This is a genomic window from Stenotrophomonas sp. Steno-Z10-HUANG, assembly GCF_056393075.1.
Genome location: NZ_JBWJPA010000002.1, coordinates 307,243 through 324,426, shown reverse-complemented (window position 1 = coordinate 324,426; position 17,184 = coordinate 307,243). Strand labels below are relative to the sequence as shown.

Sequence of the window (17,184 nt, the reverse complement as noted above, 5' to 3'; positions counted from 1 at the left end):
TGGGCCGCCGGCCGGGCCGTGGCGGGCGCGGCGGGCTCACCAGCCCATGTGGTGGCCGCCGTTGATGTCCAGGTTGGAGCCGGTGATCCAGGCGGCTTCCTCGGCCACCAGGAAGGCCACCGCGTAGGCGATCTCCTCGGGCTTGCCGAGGCGCCCGGTGGGGATGTCGGCAATGATCTTGGCGCGCACTTCCTCCGGCACCGCCATCACCATGTCGGTGGCGACATAGCCCGGGGAAATGGTGTTGACGGTGATGCCGAAGCCGGCATTCTCGCGTGCCAGGGAGATGGTGAAACCGTGCATGCCGGCCTTGGCCGCGGCGTAGTTGGCCTGGCCGTACTGGCCCTTGAGGCCGTTGATCGAGCTGATCTGGATCACCCGGCCCCAGCCGCGCCGGCGCATGCCTTCGATGACCGGGCGGGTCACGTTGAACACCGAGTTGAGGTTGGTGTTGATCACCTCGTGCCACTGCTCCGCGCTCATGCGGTGGAAGGTGGTGTCGCGGGTGATGCCGGCATTGTTGACCAGGATTTCCACCGGTCCCATGCCGGCCTCGACCGCCTGCACCAGTTCGCGGCCGCCGTCGGGGCTGGAGACGTCGCCGCGGAACAGGGCGATGTCGTAGCCGCGGGCGCGCATCCGCTCCTGCCACAGCGCGGCCTTGTCGGCGTTGCGGAAATTGGTGGCGACACGATGGCCCTGGTCGGCCAGGCGCTGGCAGATCGCGGTGCCGATACCGCCGGTGCCGCCGGTGACCAGTGCAATACGGGATGTCGTCATGGGGTGCGCTCCAGGCGCAGGCGCTGGGGAACCTTCGATTCTATGTGAACCGGGCGCGCTCACGGCAACGGCGGCGAGGCGGGGATGGGATCGCGGCGCAGCCGGCCCGGCTGGAACGCGGCCACCGCGCACTGCAGTAGTGCCGGCAGTGCGTCGATGCCCGCCAGTTCGGCGGGCTCCTGGCCGAGCGCGGCCCACAGCCAGCGCAGCGTCGGCACCGGGTCGGCGGCCTCCACCGGCCGCGCGGCCAGCGACTTGGACAGCTTGGCGCCGTGCGCGTCGAGCAGCAGCGGCAGGTGCAGGTAGCGCGGCGTGGGCAGGCCCAGCGCCCGCTGCAGCAGGATCTGGCGCGGCGTGGAGTCGAGCAGGTCGGCGCCGCGCACCACGTCGGTGATGCCCTGCGCGGCGTCGTCCACCACCACCGCCAGCTGGTAGGCCCAGCAACCGTCCGCACGCAGCAGCACGACATCGCCGACCGTGCGATCCACCCATTGTTCGAAGCGCCCCTGGAGCGCGTCATCGAAGCCGACGAGGCTGTCGTCGGCCACCCGCAGGCGGATCGCCGGGTGCGGCCGCTGGCGGCCGGCGACACAGTGGCGATGCACGCCCTGCTGGCCGGCCAGGTCGCTGCGGCTGCAGTGGCAGGGGAAGGCTTTGCCATCGGCCAGCAGGCGTTCGAGGGCGGCGCGGTAAAGGCCGTGGCGGTGGCTCTGGTACTGCACCGGTTCGTCCGGCTGCAGGCCGAACGCGGCCAGCGTTGCCAGCTGCGATGCGGCGGCACCGGCCACCTCGCGTGGCGTGTCCACGTCCTCGATGCGCACCAGCCAGCGGCCGCCGGCCTGCCGCGCCAGCAGCCAGCTGCCGAAGGCGGCCAGCAGCGACCCCAGGTGCAGGGGCCCGGTGGGCGAGGGGGCGAAGCGGCCGCGGTAGGGGGAGGTGTACATCGAAGCTGAATCGTCGGTCAGAATCGCGCTTGAATTCAACCTGTCCGCACCGCAGATTTAGCGCGTTCATCCAACCCCAACCGGATCCTTCCGCATGTTTACCCGTATTGGCCTGTTCCTGTTGACCAACCTTGCCGTGCTGGTCCTCGCAGGCATCGTGATGTCGGTGCTGCGCGTCAACCCGGCGCAGATGAGTGGCCTGCTGGTCATGGCCGCGATCTTCGGCTTCGGCGGCTCCATCATCTCCCTGCTGCTGTCCAAGTTCATGGCCAAGCGCGGCACCGGCGCGGTGGTGATCACCGAGCCGCGCAACGCGACCGAGCGCTGGCTGCTGGACACCGTGGCGCGCCAGGCCAAGGCGGCCGGCATCGGCATGCCGGAAGTGGCGGTGTACGACGGCCCCGAGATCAACGCCTTCGCTACCGGCGCCAACCGCAACAACGCGCTGGTGGCGGTGTCCACCGGCCTGCTGCACAACATGAGCGAGGACGAGGCCGAAGCGGTGCTGGGGCATGAGATCGCGCACGTCGCCAACGGCGACATGATCACCATGGCGCTGCTGCAGGGCGTGCTCAACACCTTCGTGATCGTGCTGGCACGCGTGGTCGGCGGCATCATCGACAGCGCGCTGTCGGGCAACCGCGACGGCGGCCGTGGTTTCGCCTACTACATCATCGTGTTCGTGCTGGAGATGGTGTTCGGCCTGTTCGCGACGATGATCGCGATGTGGTTCTCGCGCCGCCGCGAGTTCCGCGCCGACGCCGGTGGCGCCAGCCTGGCCGGCCGCCAGAAGATGATCGCCGCGCTGGAGCGGTTGAAGCTCAACCACGGCCAGAGCACGCTGCCGACCCAGATCGCGGCGTTCGGCATCGCCGGGTCGACGGCGAAGAAGCTGTTCCTGAGTCATCCGCCGCTGGAGGAGCGCATCGCCGCGCTGCGTTCTTCGACGGTGGCGTAACCGGTTCGACAACCCGCGGTAGCCCAAAGACGCCCGGCAAGTGCCGGGCGTCTTTCGTTGGAGCAGCGTTTCCGCTCTCGCTCTCGCTCTCGCTCTCGCTTGTGCCTTGGCTTCTGCGCTTTTGACTGTGTATCCCCTTCCGCAGCGACGGAGCCGACGGGAAAAACCCGAAGGGCGGCGCACAGGGATGTGCGTCGTTTTTCTACGCGACAGGGATGTCGCGTAGAAAAATCCCGGCGGCGGAGTGGACCCGGAGTGCCGCAGGCACGGAGGGCGCGGAGGCAGGGGCGTGCTTTCTCTTGGTTACTTCTCTTTGCACGAGCAAAGAGAAGTAACTCGCTCCTGCGAAGCAGGGGCGAAAGCTCTGCTTTCATGCTTCCGCTTTCATGATTGGCCTCTGACTTGGCCCTTTGACTATCGCGTTGGTACAGACATCTAGGGAAAGCCAGAGCAAGGGCGGAAACAGGGTCAAAGGCTTTCGCTCCCCTACGGGGCGCGAGCCACCTTGACCAGCCATTCGGCTGTTGAAGAGCTCTTCTTTGCTCGTGCAAAGAAACGTGGCCCAAAGAAAGCACGCCCTGCCTACGCGCCCAGCCCGCTGCGCGGGCTGGGTCCACTGCGCCGGCGGGATTTTTCGACGAGACATCCATGTCTCGTCGAAAAACGACGCGCGTCCATGCGCGTCGCCCTTCGGGTTTTTCCCGTCGGCTCCGTCGCTGCGGAAGGGGACCCGGAAGTCAAAAGCAAAAGCACCAGCACCGGCACCAGCACCAGCAACAGCACCAGCAACAGCAACAGCACCAGCACCAGCACCAGCACCAGCAACAGCAACAGCAACAGCAACAGCAACAGCAACAGCAACAGCCAAGGCCTTCATCTGGTGACATTGAATGGGGGCGCCGCTGCGGGCCGCCGGTTCGTGGCTGCCGCAGCGGACGGCATGCCAGAAACAGAAACGGCGCCCTCGCAGGCGCCGTCCGGGATCGCGGGAAAAGCGGATCAGAACTTCGGATCGAACTCGGCGGCGTGGCCGGTGTTGACGATCACCTTCTGCAGCGCCTCGCACACTTTCAGGTTGCCGGCCACCACCTGCTGGGTTTCCGGGCCCTTGTCGTCCATGCGCGCCAAGGAGGCGCCGCGGTAATTGCAGACCTTGCCGCCGGCCTCGCGCACCAGCAGCACGCCGGCGGCGATGTCCCATGCCTTCACCCCGGCCTCGAAGTAGGCGTCGGCGCGGCCGCAGGCCACGTAGGCCAGGTCCAGCGCCGCCGAACCGGTACGGCGGATGTCCTCGGCCTGCACCAGCAGGGTATCCACGGTCTTGAGCTGGCTGCCGGCACGGGTGCGCTCGCGCGGGGCGAAGCCGGTGTGGATCATGGTGCCGTCGAGGTCCTTGCGCTCGGCCACGCGGATGCGGCGGTCGTTGAGCACCGCGCCGGCGCCCTTGGAGGCGGTGAACAGTTCGTTGCGCAGCGGGTCGAAGATCACCGCATCGGTGGGTTCGCCGTTTTCGACCAGGGCGATCGACACGCAGTAGTGGGGGAAGCCGCGCAGGTAGTTGCTGGTGCCGTCCAGCGGGTCGATGACCCACATCTGCCGGCCGTTGCCCTGCAGGCCGCCTTCCTCGCCGTAGATGCCGTAGTCCGGGTAGGTGCGCTTGAGTTCCTTGACGATTACCTTCTCGGCGTCGCCATCGACTTCGCTGGCGTAGTCCATCCGGCCCTTCTGCACCACGTTCAGCGCTTCGAGCTTGTTGATGTTGCGCAACAGGACGTTGCCGGCGAGGCGTGCGGCCTTGACCATGACGGTGACGGCGGGTTTCTGCATGGCGAAGGGCTCCCGTGAAGGCGAATGGGTCGGACTGGCGGAGGAAAAGAGCGGTCCCGGCGCACGGGCCGGCCGCGCAGTTTACCATCTGCGGCTGTCCCGCTCCTGACTTTTTCGCCATGTCCGCTTCCGCCCGTATCCGTTTCGTCCTCGTCGGCACCCAGCATCCCGGCAACATCGGCGCGGCGGCGCGGGCGATGAAGACCATGGGGCTGTCGCGGCTGGTGCTGGTGGCCCCGGAGCAGCCGCTGGACGAGGTCGCTTTCCGCCGCTCGGCCGGCGCCGAGGACGTACTGGGCGATGCCCCGGTGTTCGCCACCCTGGCCGACGCGGTGGCCGATTGCCGGCTGGTGCTGGGCTGCACCGCGCGCGCGCGCCGGGTGCAGTTGGAGGAGTTGCTGCCGGAGGTGGCCGGCCAGCGCGCCGTGGCGCGGGCGGCCGAACCGGCGGAGGTGGCGTTCGTGTTCGGGCGCGAGCGTACCGGCCTGAGCAACGACGAACTGCAGCTGTGCCACGCCGCCGTGCACATCCCCTCCGATCCGGAGTTCAGCTCCTTGAACCTGGCCGCGGCGGTCCAGGTACTGGCCTACGAGGTGCGCATGGCGCAGCTGGAAGGGCAGGCCGCCCCGCCGCCGGAGCCGGGGTACGGCGAGGCACCGGCCAGCCACGCCCAGCTGGAGGGGTTGTTCGGGCAGCTCGGCGATACCCTGGACCAGATCGATTTCCACAAGGGCCGTGCCCCGGAATCGGCCATGCGCAAGCTGCGCCGCCTGTTCATGAAGGCCGACCTGTCCGAGCAGGAGGTCCGGCTGCTGCGCGGCATATTGTCCGACGCCCAGCGCATGGCGCGGCTGGCCAACGCGCGCCAGAACTGAGACATCCGTCATTCGGGTTTTTTTCGGATAGTCTGTGCGCACACTCTTGGGGGAGCGCCGGTTTGCGTGTTTCAAGATGGCTCTGGGGAGCCGCGCTGGTGTTGTCCGTGGCGGTTCCCGCCATGGCGTCGGCAGCGGAGCGTTCGGTGCTGGTGCTGGGGCGTCTGAGCGATGATCCGAAGTCGCATTACGAACAGCTCAAGCCCCTGCTGGACTACGTGATTCCAAGGATGCGCGACGTGGGGATCGTCGAGGGCCGCATCCTGATGGCCAAGGACATGCAGCAGATGGCCAGTTACCTGCGGCGGGGGCGGGTGGACTGGGTGACGGAGACTTCCGGGACCGCCATGGCGCTGCGCCAGCGCAGCGGCGCCGAGCCGCTGCTGCTGACCGAGCGCGGCGGCGTGGCCGCCTACCATAGTGTGTTCTTCGTCCGCCGCGACAGCCCGATCAACACCCTGGACGAACTGAAGGGGCGCTCGCTGGCGATGCAGAGCGCGTGGTCCACCAGTTCCTACCTGGTGCCGGTGATGGAGCTGCTGGCCCACGGGGTGCGCCCGGAAATCCTGCTGACCCCGCAGGACACGCCCACCGCCGACACCGTGGGCTACGTGTTCGCGCGGTCGGAGCTCAACATCTCCACCTTCGTGCACAAGCGCGTGGTCGATGCCGGGGTGGTCAGCAATATCGACTGGCTCGACGAGCGCCGGGTGCCGGCGGTGTTCCGGCGCGACATGCGCGTGCTGTACGAGACCCAGGACGTGCCGCGCGCGGTGGAAATGGTGCGGCCGGGCATGGATCCGGCGGTGCGCAAGCGATTGCAGGAAGTGCTGCTGGAGGCCAGCAGTGACCCGGCGGCCGGCCCGGCGCTGCGCAAGTTCTTCGGTACCTCGGCGTTCCACCGCCTGGACCCGGCCAGCCAGCGCGCGCTCGACCGCTTGCGCGCCGGCCTGGCGCGGGTGCGCATGGAGGTCGAATGAAGCGGCCGCGTTTCGGGCTGCAGGCCCGCTTCCTGTGCGTGGCCGCCGCTGCGGTGCTGGTGGTGATCGCGATCGTCGCGGTGCTGCTGGCGCGGCAGGCGGCGGCCCAGCGCGAGCTGCTGCAGGCCAGCAGCAGCGTGGTCAGCCAGGTGTTCGACGACAGCGTGCGCGAGCAGGGGACGTCGCTGGCGACCTCGCTGGCCGACGCACTGGTCAACCCGCTGTACTTCTCAGACCTGGACGCGATCGGCGCGCTGGTGCGCAGTACCGCCAGCCAGAAGTCGGTCAGCTACGTGCTGGTGCATGACGCAGAGGGCCGGCTGATCCACGACGGCTCGGTCGAGGTCGCCGGCTACGGCCGGCAGATGCAGGACCCGCTGGCGCAGGGCGCGATCAACGCCCAGCAGCTGCGGATGCAGGAGTCGCCGATGGTGCTGGAGGTGGACCTGCCGCTGCGCATCGGCGAACAGCGCATCGGCGGGCTGCGGCTGGGCATGGACCTGGCGCCGGTACGGGCGCAGGAGGCCGAGGCCAAGGCCGCGCTGGAGCAGCGCATGGGGCTGGCCAACCGCCGCCAGCTGGCCTGGGTGGTGCTGATGATGGTGGCGCTGGTCGGGCTGGCGTGCCTGGTGGCGCTGTACGTGCAGCGCACCCTGGTGCAGCCGGTGCGCTGGCTCGGCGCGACCGCGCGCCGGATCGAGGCGGGCGACTACCAGATCGAGCAGCAGGACACCCGCCGCGGCGACGAGATCGGCGAACTGCTGCGCACCTTCGGGCGGATGGGCCAGAGCATCGCCCGCCACGACCGCGAAGTGCGGCAGATGGCCTATACCGACTCGCTCACCGGCCTGACCAACCGCTTGGCGTTCCGCGAGGCGCTGGACCATCGGCTGCTCGGCGCGCGGGCCTCGGGCCAGGGGCTGGCGCTGCTGTTCATCGACATCGACGAGTTCAAGCGGGTCAACGACACCCTCGGCCACGAGGCCGGCGACGAGGCGCTGCTGCAGTTCGCCCAGCGCATCGCCGCGGCGGTGCAGCAGGATGGTGGCGACGATGCGCTGCTGGCGCGCTTCGGCGGCGACGAGTTCGTGATCCTGATCGGCAACGAGGCCGGCCGGGTGGAGAACATGGCCACGTCCCTGGCCAAGCGGTTGGTGGCCGACCTGGGCTCGCCGCTGCAGGTGCAGGGGCGGGAGATATTCCTGGGCAGTTCCATCGGCATCACCCTGTTCCCGGAGGACGCCACCGACGCCACCGGGCTGCTCAAGAACGGCGACATCGCCATGTACCAGGCCAAGCTGGCCGGCAAGAGCTGCTTCCGCTACTACAGCCGCGCGCTGGACCATGCGGTCGAGCGGCGCCTGCATCTGGAGCAGGAGCTGCGCGGCGCCTGGGAGCGGGGCGAACTGCACCTGGTCTACCAGCCGATCTTCCGCACCGCCGACCGCATGCTGATCGGCGTGGAGGCGCTGCTGCGCTGGCAGCACCCGGTGCTGGGCGCGATCCCGCCGTCGATGTTCATCGACATCGCCGAGCAGAGCGGGCTGATCCAGACGCTGGGGCCCAAGGTGCTGCATGCCGCGTGCCTGCGGGCGCGGCAGTGGCCGTGCAACGGCGCCGGCGAGGAGTTGTTCGTCTCGGTCAACGTATCGCCGCGGCAACTGCGCAGCGGCGACCTGGCCGCGGCGGTGGAGCAGTGCCTGCATGTCTCCGGGCTGGCCGCCTCGCGCCTGCACCTGGAGCTGACCGAAACCGCGGTGATCGGCGACGAGATGCTGGCCGCCTCGCTGCTGGAGAAGCTGCACCGCACCGGGGTCAAGGTGTGGCTGGACGACTTCGGTACCGGCTTCTCCGGGCTGAGCCACCTGCGCCAGGTGCCGGTGGACGGGGTCAAGATCGACAAGAGCTTCGTCGCCGACCTGCAGCGCGACCCGGACGACCTGGCCCTGACCAGCGCGATCATCGCCATGGCTCACGCGCTGGGCATCACCGTGGTCGCCGAAGGCATCGAGCACCAGGCCCAGTTCGAGCTGCTCAACGAGCGCGGATGCGACCTGGTACAGGGCTACTGGTTGGCGCGTCCGCTGGACTCGGACGACCTGGTGCGGCTGCTGGACGCCGCGCCGAGCCCGGCGGCCTGATACATCGGCCGTCGCGCCACACGTAGGTGTGGGGCTTGCCCCACACCGGGGCATACCGAGAAAGCCCCGGGCGGGGCGAGCCCCGCCCCTACAAGGTAGGTGGCGGCTTCGTGTGTACTGCCGGCGACCCACCCACGTAGGTGTGGGGCTTGCCCCACACGCGGACGTACCGATAAAGCCCGGGCGGGGGCGAGCCCCGCCCCCACGACGTAGGTGGCGGCCTCGTGCATATTGCCGGCGATCCACCCACGTAGGTGTGGGGCTTGCCCCACACGGAGACGTACCGATAAAGCCCCAGGCGGGGCGAGCCCCGCCCCCAACGACGTAGGTGGCGGCTTCATGCGTATTGCCGACGATCCACCCACGTAGGTGTGGGGCTTGCCCCACACGGGGACGTACCGGTAAAGCCCCGGGCGGGGCGAGCCTCGCCCCCACGACGTAGGTGGCGGCTTCATGCATATTGCCGGCGACCCACCCACGTAGGTGTGGGGCTTGCCCCACACGGGGACGTACCGGTAAGGCCCGTGGACGGGGCGAGCCCCGCCGCCACGACGTAGGTGGCGGCCTCGTGCGTATTGCCGGCGATCCACCCACGTAGGTGTGGGGCTTGCCCCACACGGGGACGTACCGACAAAGCCCCGGCGGGGGCGAGCCCCGCCGTTACCCGGCGTGTAGCGGCCGTTTGCCGCTGTCGCCGGCGATCTCGCGCACCAGTTTCGGCACCAGGTAGCCGGACAGGCGCGCCCGCAGCGCGGCGTGCAGCTCCAGCGCGCGGGCGTCGTCGACCTCGAAATGGGCCACGCCCTGCACCCGGTCCAGCTGGTGCAGGTAATAGGGCAGCACGCCGGCGGCGAAGCTGCGCTCGCTCAGCGCGGCCAGTGCATCCAGGTCGTCGTTGACCCCGCGCAGCAGCACCGCCTGGTTGAGCAGCTGCGCGCCGGCGCCGCGCAGGCGGGCGAGCGCGGCATCGACGCCGGCGTCGAATTCGTTGGCGTGGTTGGCATGGATCACGAAAGCCAGCGGCCAGGGCAGGCCGGCCAGCCACTGCACCAGTTCATCGTCCACCCGTTCGGGCAGCACCACCGGCAGCCGGCTGTGGATGCGCAGGCGGCGGATGTGGGGGATCGCCGCCAGCGCCGTGGTCAGCTCCGCCAGCTTGGCGGTGGCCAGCGACAGCGGGTCGCCGCCGGACAGGATCACTTCGTCGATCGTCGGGTCGGCGGCAATGGCCGCAAGCGCCGCTTCCCAGCCGCCGCGGGCGGCATTTTCGCCCGCATAGTCGAAATGGCGGCGGAAACAATAGCGGCAGTTGATCGCGCAGCTGCCGGTGGCCACCAGCAGGGCGCGCCCGCGGTATTTCTGGATGACCCCGGTGGCCTTCCTGGCCGCGCCATCGCCGACCGCGTCGAAGCTGAACCCGGGGACCACCCGCATCTCGGCGTCGACTGGCAGCACCTGGCGCAGCAGCGGGTCGGCCGCGTCGCCGCGGCGCATGCGCGCGGCGAAGCCGCGCGGCACCCGCAGCGGGAACTGCGCCAGCGCCTGCGCCGACACGCCCAGGTCGGCGGGGTCCAGCCCGAGCCCGGCCAGCAGTTCGGCCGGGTCGCGGATCGCCTGCCGCCAGTGCGCCTGCCAGCGGCCGGCCGGCAGGGGGGCGGGGGATTCCTGTGGAGCGGGGGCGAGGGCTGCGGTTATCATGGGCGACCAGAAAAACAGATGCCCGCCTTCGATGGCGGGCGTTCCATTCTAATCCGGCCGCCAGGCGCGCGCCGGTTTTGCCACTTATCAGGAGTTCCAGCATGGCCAGCTACGGCATGAACGACGTGAAGAACGGGATGAAAATCCTGGTCAACAACCAACCGGCTGTCATCATCGACACCGAGTACGTCAAGCCGGGCAAGGGCCAGGCGTTCACCCGCGTGAAGTACCGCCTGATCAAGGACGGCCGTACCCAGGAAATCACCATGAAGTCGACCGACTCGCTGGATGCGGCCGACGTCGTCGACACCGACATGAACTACATGTACAGCGACGGCGAGTACTGGCATTTCATGGACCCGGAAACCTTCGAGCAGGTGCAGGCGACCAAGGCCGGCATGGGCGGCGCCGAGAAGTGGCTCAAGGGCGAGGAATCCTGCGTGGTGACCCTGTGGAACGGCGAGCCGATCGCGGTGCAGCCGCCGAACTTCGTCGAACTGAAGATCACCGAGACCGACCCGGGCGTGCGCGGCGATACCTCCGGCGGCGGCGGCAAGCCGGCCACCCTGGAGACCGGTGCGGTGGTGCGCGTGCCGCTGTTCGTCGGCCAGGACGAGGTGATCCGCGTCGATACCCGCTCCGGCGAATACTCCGCGCGCGTCAAGTAAGCCCATGCGCGAACCCGCCGGCGTCGAGCAGGCTGTCGAGAAACCGGTCCGCGAGGACCGGTTTCCGCATGAGCGGGTGGTGAACTTCTGCGATGCGGTGTTCGCCATCGTCATCACCCTGCTGGCGATCGAACTGCGCCTGCCGGGCAGCGAACTGATCGAACGGGTGGGCGCCGACCAGGCCTGGGGCGAGACCTTCAGCGTGCTGCTGGCCTATGTCATCAGCTTCTTCGTGACCGGGCTGTTCTGGGTCGGGCACATGCTCATCTGGAAACACGTGCGACGGGTCAATGCCAGGCTGGTGTGGCTGGCCCTGCTGCAGCTGTTCTTCGTCGTGCTGATGCCGTTCGCGACCCGCCAGGTGTCCGAACATTTCGTGGTCTACGCGCTGGTGCTCACCGGCATTTCGCTGTTTTCCTGGCTGCTGCGGCGCACGGTGGTGGCACAGGAGGACCTGCATGCCCGGCTCGGCCCGGCGCAGGCCCGCCTGCTGCTGGTGCGCGGGCTGATCCCGCTGCTGGTGTTTTCCTGCGCCATCCCGCTGGGCGTGTTCGTCCCGGGGAAATGGGCGGCGCTGGTGTTCGCGCTGATTTTCCCGCTGTCCATGCTCGCCCGCCGGCGCATCCTCGCCCGTGGCGATTGAGCGCGCGCCGCAGGCCCGGTCCCGGAAGGAAGCTTTGCAATGACAATCCATGAAACCGCGGCGCCCCGCTGCGACCTCCTGATCGAAGCCGGCTACGTGGTACCGGTCGAGCCGCATGCGGTGGTGCTGGAAGACCATGCGGTGGCGGTGAGCGGTGGCCGGATCGTGGCGGTGCTGCCGCGCGCCGAGGCACGCGCGCGCTTCCAGCCCGCCGAGGTGGTGTCGCGGCCGCAGGCGGCGCTGATCCCGGGGCTGGTCAACGCCCACACCCACAACCCGATGACCCTGCTGCGCGGGATCGCCGACGACCTGCCGCTGATGACCTGGCTGCGCGAGCACATCTGGCCGGTGGAGGCCGCGGTGATCGGCCCGGAGTTCGTCGCCGACGGCACCACCTTGGCCATCGCCGAGATGCTGCGCGGCGGCACCACCTGCGCCAACGAGAACTACTTCTTCGCCGACGTGCAGGCCGCCGTGTACAAGAAGCACGGCTTCCGCGCGCTGGTTGGCGCGGTGATCATCGATTTCCCCAGCGCCTGGGCGAAGAGCGACGACGAATACTTCGCCCGCGCCGGCGAACTGCACGACCAGTGGCGCGGTGATCCACTGATCGGCACCGCGTTCGCGCCACACGCGCCGTACACGGTCAACGACGCCAACTTCGAGCGGGTGCGGATGCTGTCCGACCAGCTCGACATCCCGGTGCACCTGCATACCCACGAGACCGCGCAGGAAATCAGCGATTCGCTGAAACTGCACGGCCAGCGTCCGCTGGCACGGCTGGACCGGCTGGGGCTGGTCAACGACCGCCTGATCGCGGTGCACATGACCCAGCTCACCGACGCCGAGATCCACCTGTGCGCCGAACGCGGCGTGCACGTGGTGCATTGCCCGGAATCGAACCTGAAGCTGGCCTCGGGCTTCTGCCCGGCCTGCGCGCTGGTGCGCGCGGGGGTGAACCTGGCCATCGGCACCGACGGCTGCGCCAGCAACAACGACCTGGACATGTTCAGCGAGAACCGCACCGCGGCGATCCTGGCCAAGGCCGTGGCCAACGACGCCACCGCGCTGGACGCGGCCACCACGCTGCGCGCGGCCACCCTGGGCGGCGCGCGCGCGCTGGGGTTCGGTGACAGGATCGGCTCGATCGAGGTCGGCAAGCAGGCCGACCTGGCGTGCGTGGACCTGTCGGCGCTGGAGACCCAGCCGCTGCACCACGTGCTGTCGCAGCTGGTCTATGCCGCCGGCCGCCACCAGGTCAGCGACGTGTGGATCGCCGGCCAGCCCAAGCTGGTGCAGCGCGAACTGGTCGGCATGGACGTGGCGGCGATCACCGCCAATGCCCGCCAGTGGCGCGACCGCATCCGTTCCAGCCGCGCCTGAGCGCGGCGGCTCCACGAGGATTCCGACATGACCGCAGCACCGACGTCCAACAATTTCGATCAGGCCGAGCTGGACAAGTTCGCCGCGCTGGCCAACCGCTGGTGGGACGCCGACGGCCCGCAGAAGCCGCTGCACGCGCTCAACCCGGTGCGGCTGCGGTACGTGGCCGAGCGCGCCACGCTGCGCGGCGCGCGGGTGCTCGACATCGGCTGCGGCGGCGGCCTGCTCAGCGAAGCGCTGGCGAAGGAGGGCGCGCAGGTCACTGCCATCGACCTGGCGCCGGAGCTGGTGAAGGTCGCGCGCCTGCACGGACTGGAATCCGGGGTGCAGGTCGATTACCGGGTGCAGGCGGCCGAGGATCTGGCCGCCGAGCAGGCCGGAGCGTTCGACGTGGTGACCTGCATGGAGATGCTCGAGCATGTGCCGGACCCGGGCGCGATCATCGCCGCCTGCCAGCGCCTGCTGCGTCCCGGCGGCAAGCTGTTCCTGTCCACGATCAACCGCACCCCGGCCGCGTTCGCGGTGGCGGTGGTCGGCGCCGAGTACATCGCCCGGCTGCTGCCGCGCGGCACCCACCACTACCAGGAATTCATCAAGCCGGCCGAGCTGGGCGCCTGGCTGCGTCAGTCCGGGCTGCAGCTGCAGGACGTCAGCGGCATGGCCTACGAGCCGTGGCGCAACCGCGCGCGCCTGAGCCGGCGCACCGACATCAACTACCTGGCCTTCGCGGTCAAGCCCGAGCAGGCCTGACCGTGCCCGCGTTCCCGCCGGTGGTGCTGTTCGACCTGGACGGCACGCTGCTCGACACCGCGCCGGATTTCGTGGTCACCGCCAATGCCATGCGCCAGGCGCGCGGCATGCAGGCGCTGGCCGCCGAGCGCCTGCGCCCGGTGGTGTCCAAGGGCTCGCGGGCGATGCTGGCGGTGGCCTTCCCGCAGATGGCCGAAAGCGAACGACAGGCGCTGGTGCCCGAGTTCCTGGACGTCTACCAGTCGCTGATCGGCCGCCACGCGCGGCTGTTCGACGGCGTCGCCAGCATGTTGCATGCGCTGGAGCAGGCGGGCAGCCGCTGGGGCATCGTCACCAACAAGCCCGAATACCTGGCGCGGCTGATCCTGCCGCAGCTGGGCTGGGAACAGCGCTGCGCGGTACTCATCGGTGGCGACACCCTGGCCGAACGCAAGCCGCACCCGCTGCCGCTGCAGGTGGCGGCGCAGCGGATCGGGTGGGCGCCGCAGCACTGCGTCTACGTCGGCGACGACGCGCGCGACATCCAGGCCGCATCCGCGGCCGCGATGCCCTCGGTCGCCGCGCTGTGGGGCTACCGCCCGGACGGCGACGACCCGGCGCTGTGGCAGGCCGACGTGATGGCGCCGACCCCGGCCGCGCTGCTGGAGCCGGCCGCCTGGCCGTGGCCGCGCGGCCTGCGCTGAAGCCGCGGCGCCTGGCGCCTCAACCGCCGCAGCGGCGGTACGCGAACGGGATTTCCAGGCTCTTGCCGTCTGGCCCCGGTCCGGAGATGGAGGCCTGCAACCCGGTGCCGTCGCGCCGGTACTCGATGCGCTGGGGGAAGTCGTGTCCGGGGTTCGCGAACACCACCCAGCCCTCGCCGTGGCCGGCGATGGCGAACACCGTGGGCGCCACGCCATTGGGCTGGACATGGAAACCCGCATCGCTGCCGGCAGGCACCAGGCGCATGAATTCGAACGATTCGGTGGCGCCGCCGCGCAGCGTGCGCGACATGCCCAGCAGTGCACCGCCGGCTTCCGGCAGCCAGGCCTCCTCGATCTTCCGTTCCGCGCTGCCGCCGCACCATTGGCCCGCGAGCCAGTCGAACTCGCCGGCCACGGCGGTCCCGCCCGCCAATGCCATGCCCACCCCCAGCACGATTGCCGCCTTTGCCATGTTCCCGCCTCCTCGATGGATGGCCGCAGGCTAGCCGGGCCGCGGCGGCCACGCTTGTAAAAACGCGCAGCACCGGGTTCGATGGCGCATGGACTACCGCGAGTACCCGCCGCCGCCCGACCTGCAGCGCCACGTGCGCTGCCTGTGGGTGTTGCGCGACGACGCCCCGGACGGCGAGGTGCAGGTGATCTACCCGGACGGCTGCTGCGAACTGCTGGCCGAACTGGGCGTGCCGCTGCGTTTCCACGGCGCGGACGGGCAGGTCCGCGCCGACCAGCCGTTCTGTTTTGCCGCCCAGCAGCGCGGCCCGGTGCGGCTGCAGGCGGCCGGTGCGGTGTTCTGCATCGGCGTGCGGCTGACGCCGGCGAGCAGTGCGCTGGTGGCCGGCGCGCGCCTGCCCGGGTTGCGTGACCAGGCCCCCGACCTGTTCACCCTCGATCCCGCGTTCGCCGCGCGCTTCGCCGGGGCCGCGCGCGGCTACGTCGCCGCGCGGTCGCCGCAACCGTTGTGGCGGCTGCTGCGGGAACGGGCGGCCGGGTTCGTGCCCGATGCGCTCATCGTGCGCGCCGTTGCCCTGCTCGACGCGGCCGACGGCGACCTGCGCATCGCCGAGCTGGCGCAGCGGCTGGGAGTCGGCCTGCGGACCCTGCAGCCGCGGTTTCTCGCCGCGGTCGGCATGACGCCGAAGGAATACGCGCGCGTGCGCCGGCTGCAGGCCCTGCTGCGCACGCTGGATGCCGCGGACGCGGACATTGCCGCGGCGGCCGCGCGCCACGGTTACAGCGACCAGGCGCACGCCACCCGCGAGCTGGTCGGCTGGACCGGGGCCACACCGGCCCGGTTGATGCGTGCCCTGCGCGGCAACCGGGAAGGCGACGACGCGCTGCGGCTGGCGGCGGCCTTCGTGCGTGGCACCAGCGCCACGCCCGCGGTGCCGGCGCGTGGCGCGCGTTCGCCGGGAACACGCTGGCGGCCGGCCACGGCCTGATGCGCAGCCTGCCGTGCGGCGCCCGCGCAAAGCCGCAGACGGCGCCCGGACAGGTTCTTACAATAGGCGCATGACTGGATCTGATTCGCTGGACGGTTTCCTGGACAAGTGGCGCGAGCGCTGGCCCGAATGGTCGCTGGTCGACCGTTTCGTCGCACCGGAGCTGCATCGCCGCACGCTGGCGTGGTTCGCGCTGCTGCAGGAATTCGACGACATGCTCAACATCGCCGGCGATCCGTTGCCGGCCAATGCCAAGCTCGGCTGGTGGGGCGAGGAACTGCGCAGTTGGGCCGGGCAGCGCTCGCGGCATCCGCTGGGGCGGGTGCTGGAACCGGTGCGGGCGCCCTGGGCACAACTGGCCGAGGCCTTGCCGGACCTGGTCGAGGCCCGTGAATGCATGGCCGACCCGGCGCAGGCGCGGGGTGCGCTGCAGCGCTTCGCCGCTGCGGTGGCGGCGGTGGAGGCGGCGGTGTTCGATGCGCCGCTGCAGCCCGCCGCCGGCGATGCGGTGCTGACCCAACTGCTGGCGCAGCGGGTGCAGGACCTGGGCGCGGCCGCGGTGCCCGCTGCCGCGGGCGGCGAAGCCGCCTGGCAGCAGGCGTTGCTGGCGCGCTGGCCGGCGCGGGTCGCCGGGCCGCGACCGCGCCGGCTGTATGCCGCGCTGGCGCGCGGGCGCCTGCAGGCCCGCATCCGTGGCGGCGCCTACCAGCCGCGCCCGGCGGCGCTGCTGTGGCGTGGCTGGTGGGCGGCGCGCGGCTGACCCGCCGGGGCGTCCGGGGGCGATGCCCGTCGATTGCACGGCGCCTGCGCACGGGCCGACAACCCTCGCCGGAAGCGGCGCTCTCAGGCCGGCGGCGCCGCAAGTGGCGCCGGTGCCCGGGTCGGATAGGTGAGCAGGTAGAGCAGCACCAGAATGCCGGCCACCGGCGCCAGGCTGATCAGCTGCCACCAGGGATTGAAGCCAGCGTCGCGCAGGCGCCGCGTGCAGGCCGCCAGCCACGGCAACAGCACCAGCAGCGCAGCCAGCTGCAGCGGCAGCGGGCCGACAGCCTCGGCAAGTAATCGGGCGAAGGCCAGCAGCATGGCCACGGCCAGTGCGAACCACCAGAAATCCGCGCGGGGCGTGGTGCCGTTGAACTCCAGCCCACGCAGGACGCCTTCGCGCATCGCCTGCAGTGCCGGCTGGCTGGGCGCGGGCTCGCCCAGCAGCAGGCTCGCCGGCGCTACTTCGAACACCGCGGCCAGGGCCCGCAGCGATTCGGTGGAGATCTTCGCGCCCGATTCCAGGCGCTGGATGGTGCGCAGGTTCAGGCCACTCAGCGCGGCCAGTTGTTCCTGCGACCACTGGCGGGCGATGCGCAGTTCGCGAAGTCGGGGGCCGTTGGCGTGCATGC

18 protein-coding genes are annotated in these 17,184 nt (G+C 70.2%); 11 read left to right on the top strand and 7 right to left on the bottom strand.

The genetic code is table 11. The features are described from left to right. Positions 1-36: 36 nt before the first annotated feature. Both phbB and gluQRS read right to left on the bottom strand, forming a co-directional pair. Positions 37-780: a beta-ketoacyl-ACP reductase gene (gene phbB, locus AC06E6_RS04500; protein WP_104938602.1), complete on the bottom strand. Its 744-nt coding sequence runs from the start codon at positions 778-780 to the stop codon at positions 37-39. A gap of 59 nt (positions 781-839) precedes the next feature. Beyond that, positions 840-1,724 (bottom strand): tRNA glutamyl-Q(34) synthetase GluQRS, encoded by an 885-nt coding sequence (gene gluQRS / locus AC06E6_RS04495; RefSeq protein ID WP_478060420.1) that lies wholly within the window; start codon positions 1,722-1,724, stop codon positions 840-842. Positions 1,725-1,818: 94 nt separating this feature from the next. Here gluQRS and htpX point away from each other — a divergent pair, with 94 nt between their 5' ends. Beyond that, on the top strand, positions 1,819-2,682 hold the full coding sequence (htpX, locus tag AC06E6_RS04490) for a protease HtpX (protein ID WP_104938604.1): 864 nt from the start codon (positions 1,819-1,821) through the stop codon (positions 2,680-2,682). A 582-nt stretch (positions 2,683-3,264) separates the two neighbouring features. On the opposite strand, the gene AC06E6_RS04485 is transcribed toward htpX, so the two are convergent. Next, positions 3,265-3,543, bottom strand: a complete 279-nt coding sequence (locus AC06E6_RS04485; protein ID WP_478060418.1) for a hypothetical protein — start codon at positions 3,541-3,543, stop codon at positions 3,265-3,267. A 138-nt stretch (positions 3,544-3,681) separates the two neighbouring features. Next, the gene (locus tag AC06E6_RS04480; protein WP_478060417.1) at positions 3,682-4,509 is read right to left on the bottom strand and encodes an inositol monophosphatase family protein; all 828 of its coding nucleotides are present in this window, start codon (positions 4,507-4,509) and stop codon (positions 3,682-3,684) included. A 119-nt stretch (positions 4,510-4,628) separates the two neighbouring features. Here AC06E6_RS04480 and AC06E6_RS04475 point away from each other — a divergent pair, with 119 nt between their 5' ends. From AC06E6_RS04475 to AC06E6_RS04465, 3 genes are all read left to right on the top strand, one after another. Then, the gene (locus AC06E6_RS04475) at positions 4,629-5,384 is read left to right on the top strand and encodes an RNA methyltransferase (protein WP_161614763.1); all 756 of its coding nucleotides are present in this window, start codon (positions 4,629-4,631) and stop codon (positions 5,382-5,384) included. A gap of 122 nt (positions 5,385-5,506) precedes the next feature. Continuing rightward, the gene (locus AC06E6_RS04470; protein WP_478060415.1) at positions 5,507-6,364 is read left to right on the top strand and encodes a phosphate/phosphite/phosphonate ABC transporter substrate-binding protein; all 858 of its coding nucleotides are present in this window, start codon (positions 5,507-5,509) and stop codon (positions 6,362-6,364) included. Further along, positions 6,361-8,505: a putative bifunctional diguanylate cyclase/phosphodiesterase gene (locus AC06E6_RS04465; protein ID WP_104938607.1), complete on the top strand. Its 2,145-nt coding sequence runs from the start codon at positions 6,361-6,363 to the stop codon at positions 8,503-8,505. The genes AC06E6_RS04470 and AC06E6_RS04465 overlap by 4 nt, the downstream gene beginning before the upstream one ends. Positions 8,506-9,165: 660 nt before the next feature. Here AC06E6_RS04465 and epmB read toward each other — a convergent pair. After that, positions 9,166-10,203 carry an EF-P beta-lysylation protein EpmB gene (gene epmB, locus AC06E6_RS04460; RefSeq protein ID WP_478060414.1) on the bottom strand — a complete coding sequence of 346 codons (1,038 nt, stop codon included), beginning with the start codon at positions 10,201-10,203 and terminating at the stop codon, positions 9,166-9,168. Between the two features lie 101 nt (positions 10,204-10,304). Between epmB and efp the strand changes: the two genes are divergently transcribed. Genes efp through AC06E6_RS04435 form a run of 5 tightly spaced genes read left to right on the top strand, consistent with a single transcriptional unit; the run spans position 10,305 to position 14,330 of the window. Further along, on the top strand, positions 10,305-10,871 hold the full coding sequence (efp, locus tag AC06E6_RS04455; RefSeq protein WP_054665025.1) for an elongation factor P: 567 nt from the start codon (positions 10,305-10,307) through the stop codon (positions 10,869-10,871). Positions 10,872-10,875: 4 nt separating this feature from the next. Next, positions 10,876-11,514: a TMEM175 family protein gene (locus AC06E6_RS04450; RefSeq protein WP_478060413.1), complete on the top strand. Its 639-nt coding sequence runs from the start codon at positions 10,876-10,878 to the stop codon at positions 11,512-11,514. Positions 11,515-11,553: 39 nt separating this feature from the next. Next, positions 11,554-12,897: a TRZ/ATZ family hydrolase gene (locus AC06E6_RS04445; RefSeq protein WP_313233047.1), complete on the top strand. Its 1,344-nt coding sequence runs from the start codon at positions 11,554-11,556 to the stop codon at positions 12,895-12,897. Between the two features lie 27 nt (positions 12,898-12,924). Further along, positions 12,925-13,647 carry a bifunctional 2-polyprenyl-6-hydroxyphenol methylase/3-demethylubiquinol 3-O-methyltransferase UbiG gene (gene ubiG, locus AC06E6_RS04440; RefSeq protein ID WP_104938610.1) on the top strand — a complete coding sequence of 241 codons (723 nt, stop codon included), beginning with the start codon at positions 12,925-12,927 and terminating at the stop codon, positions 13,645-13,647. Beyond that, positions 13,644-14,330: a phosphoglycolate phosphatase gene (locus AC06E6_RS04435; protein WP_240212796.1), complete on the top strand. Its 687-nt coding sequence runs from the start codon at positions 13,644-13,646 to the stop codon at positions 14,328-14,330. Before ubiG ends, AC06E6_RS04435 begins: the two co-directional genes overlap by 4 nt. Before the next feature lie 19 nt (positions 14,331-14,349). Here the strand turns inward: AC06E6_RS04435 and AC06E6_RS04430 are convergent, their stop codons facing one another. Further along, positions 14,350-14,802, bottom strand: coding sequence for a DUF6265 family protein (locus tag AC06E6_RS04430; protein ID WP_240212635.1), 453 nt, complete (start codon positions 14,800-14,802; stop codon positions 14,350-14,352). 88 nt (positions 14,803-14,890) lie between these two features. On the opposite strand from AC06E6_RS04430, the gene AC06E6_RS04425 reads away from it, so the two are divergent. Both AC06E6_RS04425 and AC06E6_RS04420 read left to right on the top strand, forming a co-directional pair. Beyond that, complete coding sequence (locus AC06E6_RS04425) at positions 14,891-15,790, top strand: helix-turn-helix domain-containing protein (protein ID WP_478060412.1); 900 nt, start codon at positions 14,891-14,893, stop codon at positions 15,788-15,790. Positions 15,791-15,860: 70 nt separating this feature from the next. Further along, a complete protein-coding gene (locus AC06E6_RS04420) occupies positions 15,861-16,550 on the top strand; it encodes an isoprenoid biosynthesis enzyme family protein (RefSeq protein ID WP_240212637.1) in 690 nt (229 codons plus the stop codon). Positions 16,551-16,633: 83 nt separating this feature from the next. On the opposite strand, the gene AC06E6_RS04415 is transcribed toward AC06E6_RS04420, so the two are convergent. Further along, positions 16,634-17,182: a DUF805 domain-containing protein gene (locus tag AC06E6_RS04415; protein WP_161614775.1), complete on the bottom strand. Its 549-nt coding sequence runs from the start codon at positions 17,180-17,182 to the stop codon at positions 16,634-16,636. Between the last annotated feature and the right edge of the window lie 2 nt (positions 17,183-17,184).

What these genes read in the sequence shown, in the direction of transcription:
- phbB (WP_104938602.1), bottom strand. Translation starts at nt 780, where the DNA reads ATGACGACATCCCGTATTGCACTGGTCACCGGCGGCACCGGCGGTATC.
- gluQRS (WP_478060420.1), bottom strand. Translation starts at nt 1,724, where the DNA reads ATGTACACCTCCCCCTACCGCGGCCGCTTCGCCCCCTCGCCCACCGGG.
- htpX (WP_104938604.1), top strand. Translation starts at nt 1,819, where the DNA reads ATGTTTACCCGTATTGGCCTGTTCCTGTTGACCAACCTTGCCGTGCTG.
- AC06E6_RS04480 (WP_478060417.1), bottom strand. Translation starts at nt 4,509, where the DNA reads ATGCAGAAACCCGCCGTCACCGTCATGGTCAAGGCCGCACGCCTCGCC.
- AC06E6_RS04475 (WP_161614763.1), top strand. Translation starts at nt 4,629, where the DNA reads ATGTCCGCTTCCGCCCGTATCCGTTTCGTCCTCGTCGGCACCCAGCAT.
- AC06E6_RS04470 (WP_478060415.1), top strand. Translation starts at nt 5,507, where the DNA reads ATGGCGTCGGCAGCGGAGCGTTCGGTGCTGGTGCTGGGGCGTCTGAGC.
- AC06E6_RS04465 (WP_104938607.1), top strand. Translation starts at nt 6,361, where the DNA reads ATGAAGCGGCCGCGTTTCGGGCTGCAGGCCCGCTTCCTGTGCGTGGCC.
- epmB (WP_478060414.1), bottom strand. Translation starts at nt 10,203, where the DNA reads ATGATAACCGCAGCCCTCGCCCCCGCTCCACAGGAATCCCCCGCCCCC.
- efp (WP_054665025.1), top strand. Translation starts at nt 10,305, where the DNA reads ATGGCCAGCTACGGCATGAACGACGTGAAGAACGGGATGAAAATCCTG.
- AC06E6_RS04450 (WP_478060413.1), top strand. Translation starts at nt 10,876, where the DNA reads ATGCGCGAACCCGCCGGCGTCGAGCAGGCTGTCGAGAAACCGGTCCGC.
- AC06E6_RS04445 (WP_313233047.1), top strand. Translation starts at nt 11,554, where the DNA reads ATGACAATCCATGAAACCGCGGCGCCCCGCTGCGACCTCCTGATCGAA.
- ubiG (WP_104938610.1), top strand. Translation starts at nt 12,925, where the DNA reads ATGACCGCAGCACCGACGTCCAACAATTTCGATCAGGCCGAGCTGGAC.
- AC06E6_RS04430 (WP_240212635.1), bottom strand. Translation starts at nt 14,802, where the DNA reads ATGGCAAAGGCGGCAATCGTGCTGGGGGTGGGCATGGCATTGGCGGGC.
- AC06E6_RS04425 (WP_478060412.1), top strand. Translation starts at nt 14,891, where the DNA reads ATGGACTACCGCGAGTACCCGCCGCCGCCCGACCTGCAGCGCCACGTG.
- AC06E6_RS04420 (WP_240212637.1), top strand. Translation starts at nt 15,861, where the DNA reads ATGACTGGATCTGATTCGCTGGACGGTTTCCTGGACAAGTGGCGCGAG.
- AC06E6_RS04415 (WP_161614775.1), bottom strand. Translation starts at nt 17,182, where the DNA reads ATGCACGCCAACGGCCCCCGACTTCGCGAACTGCGCATCGCCCGCCAG.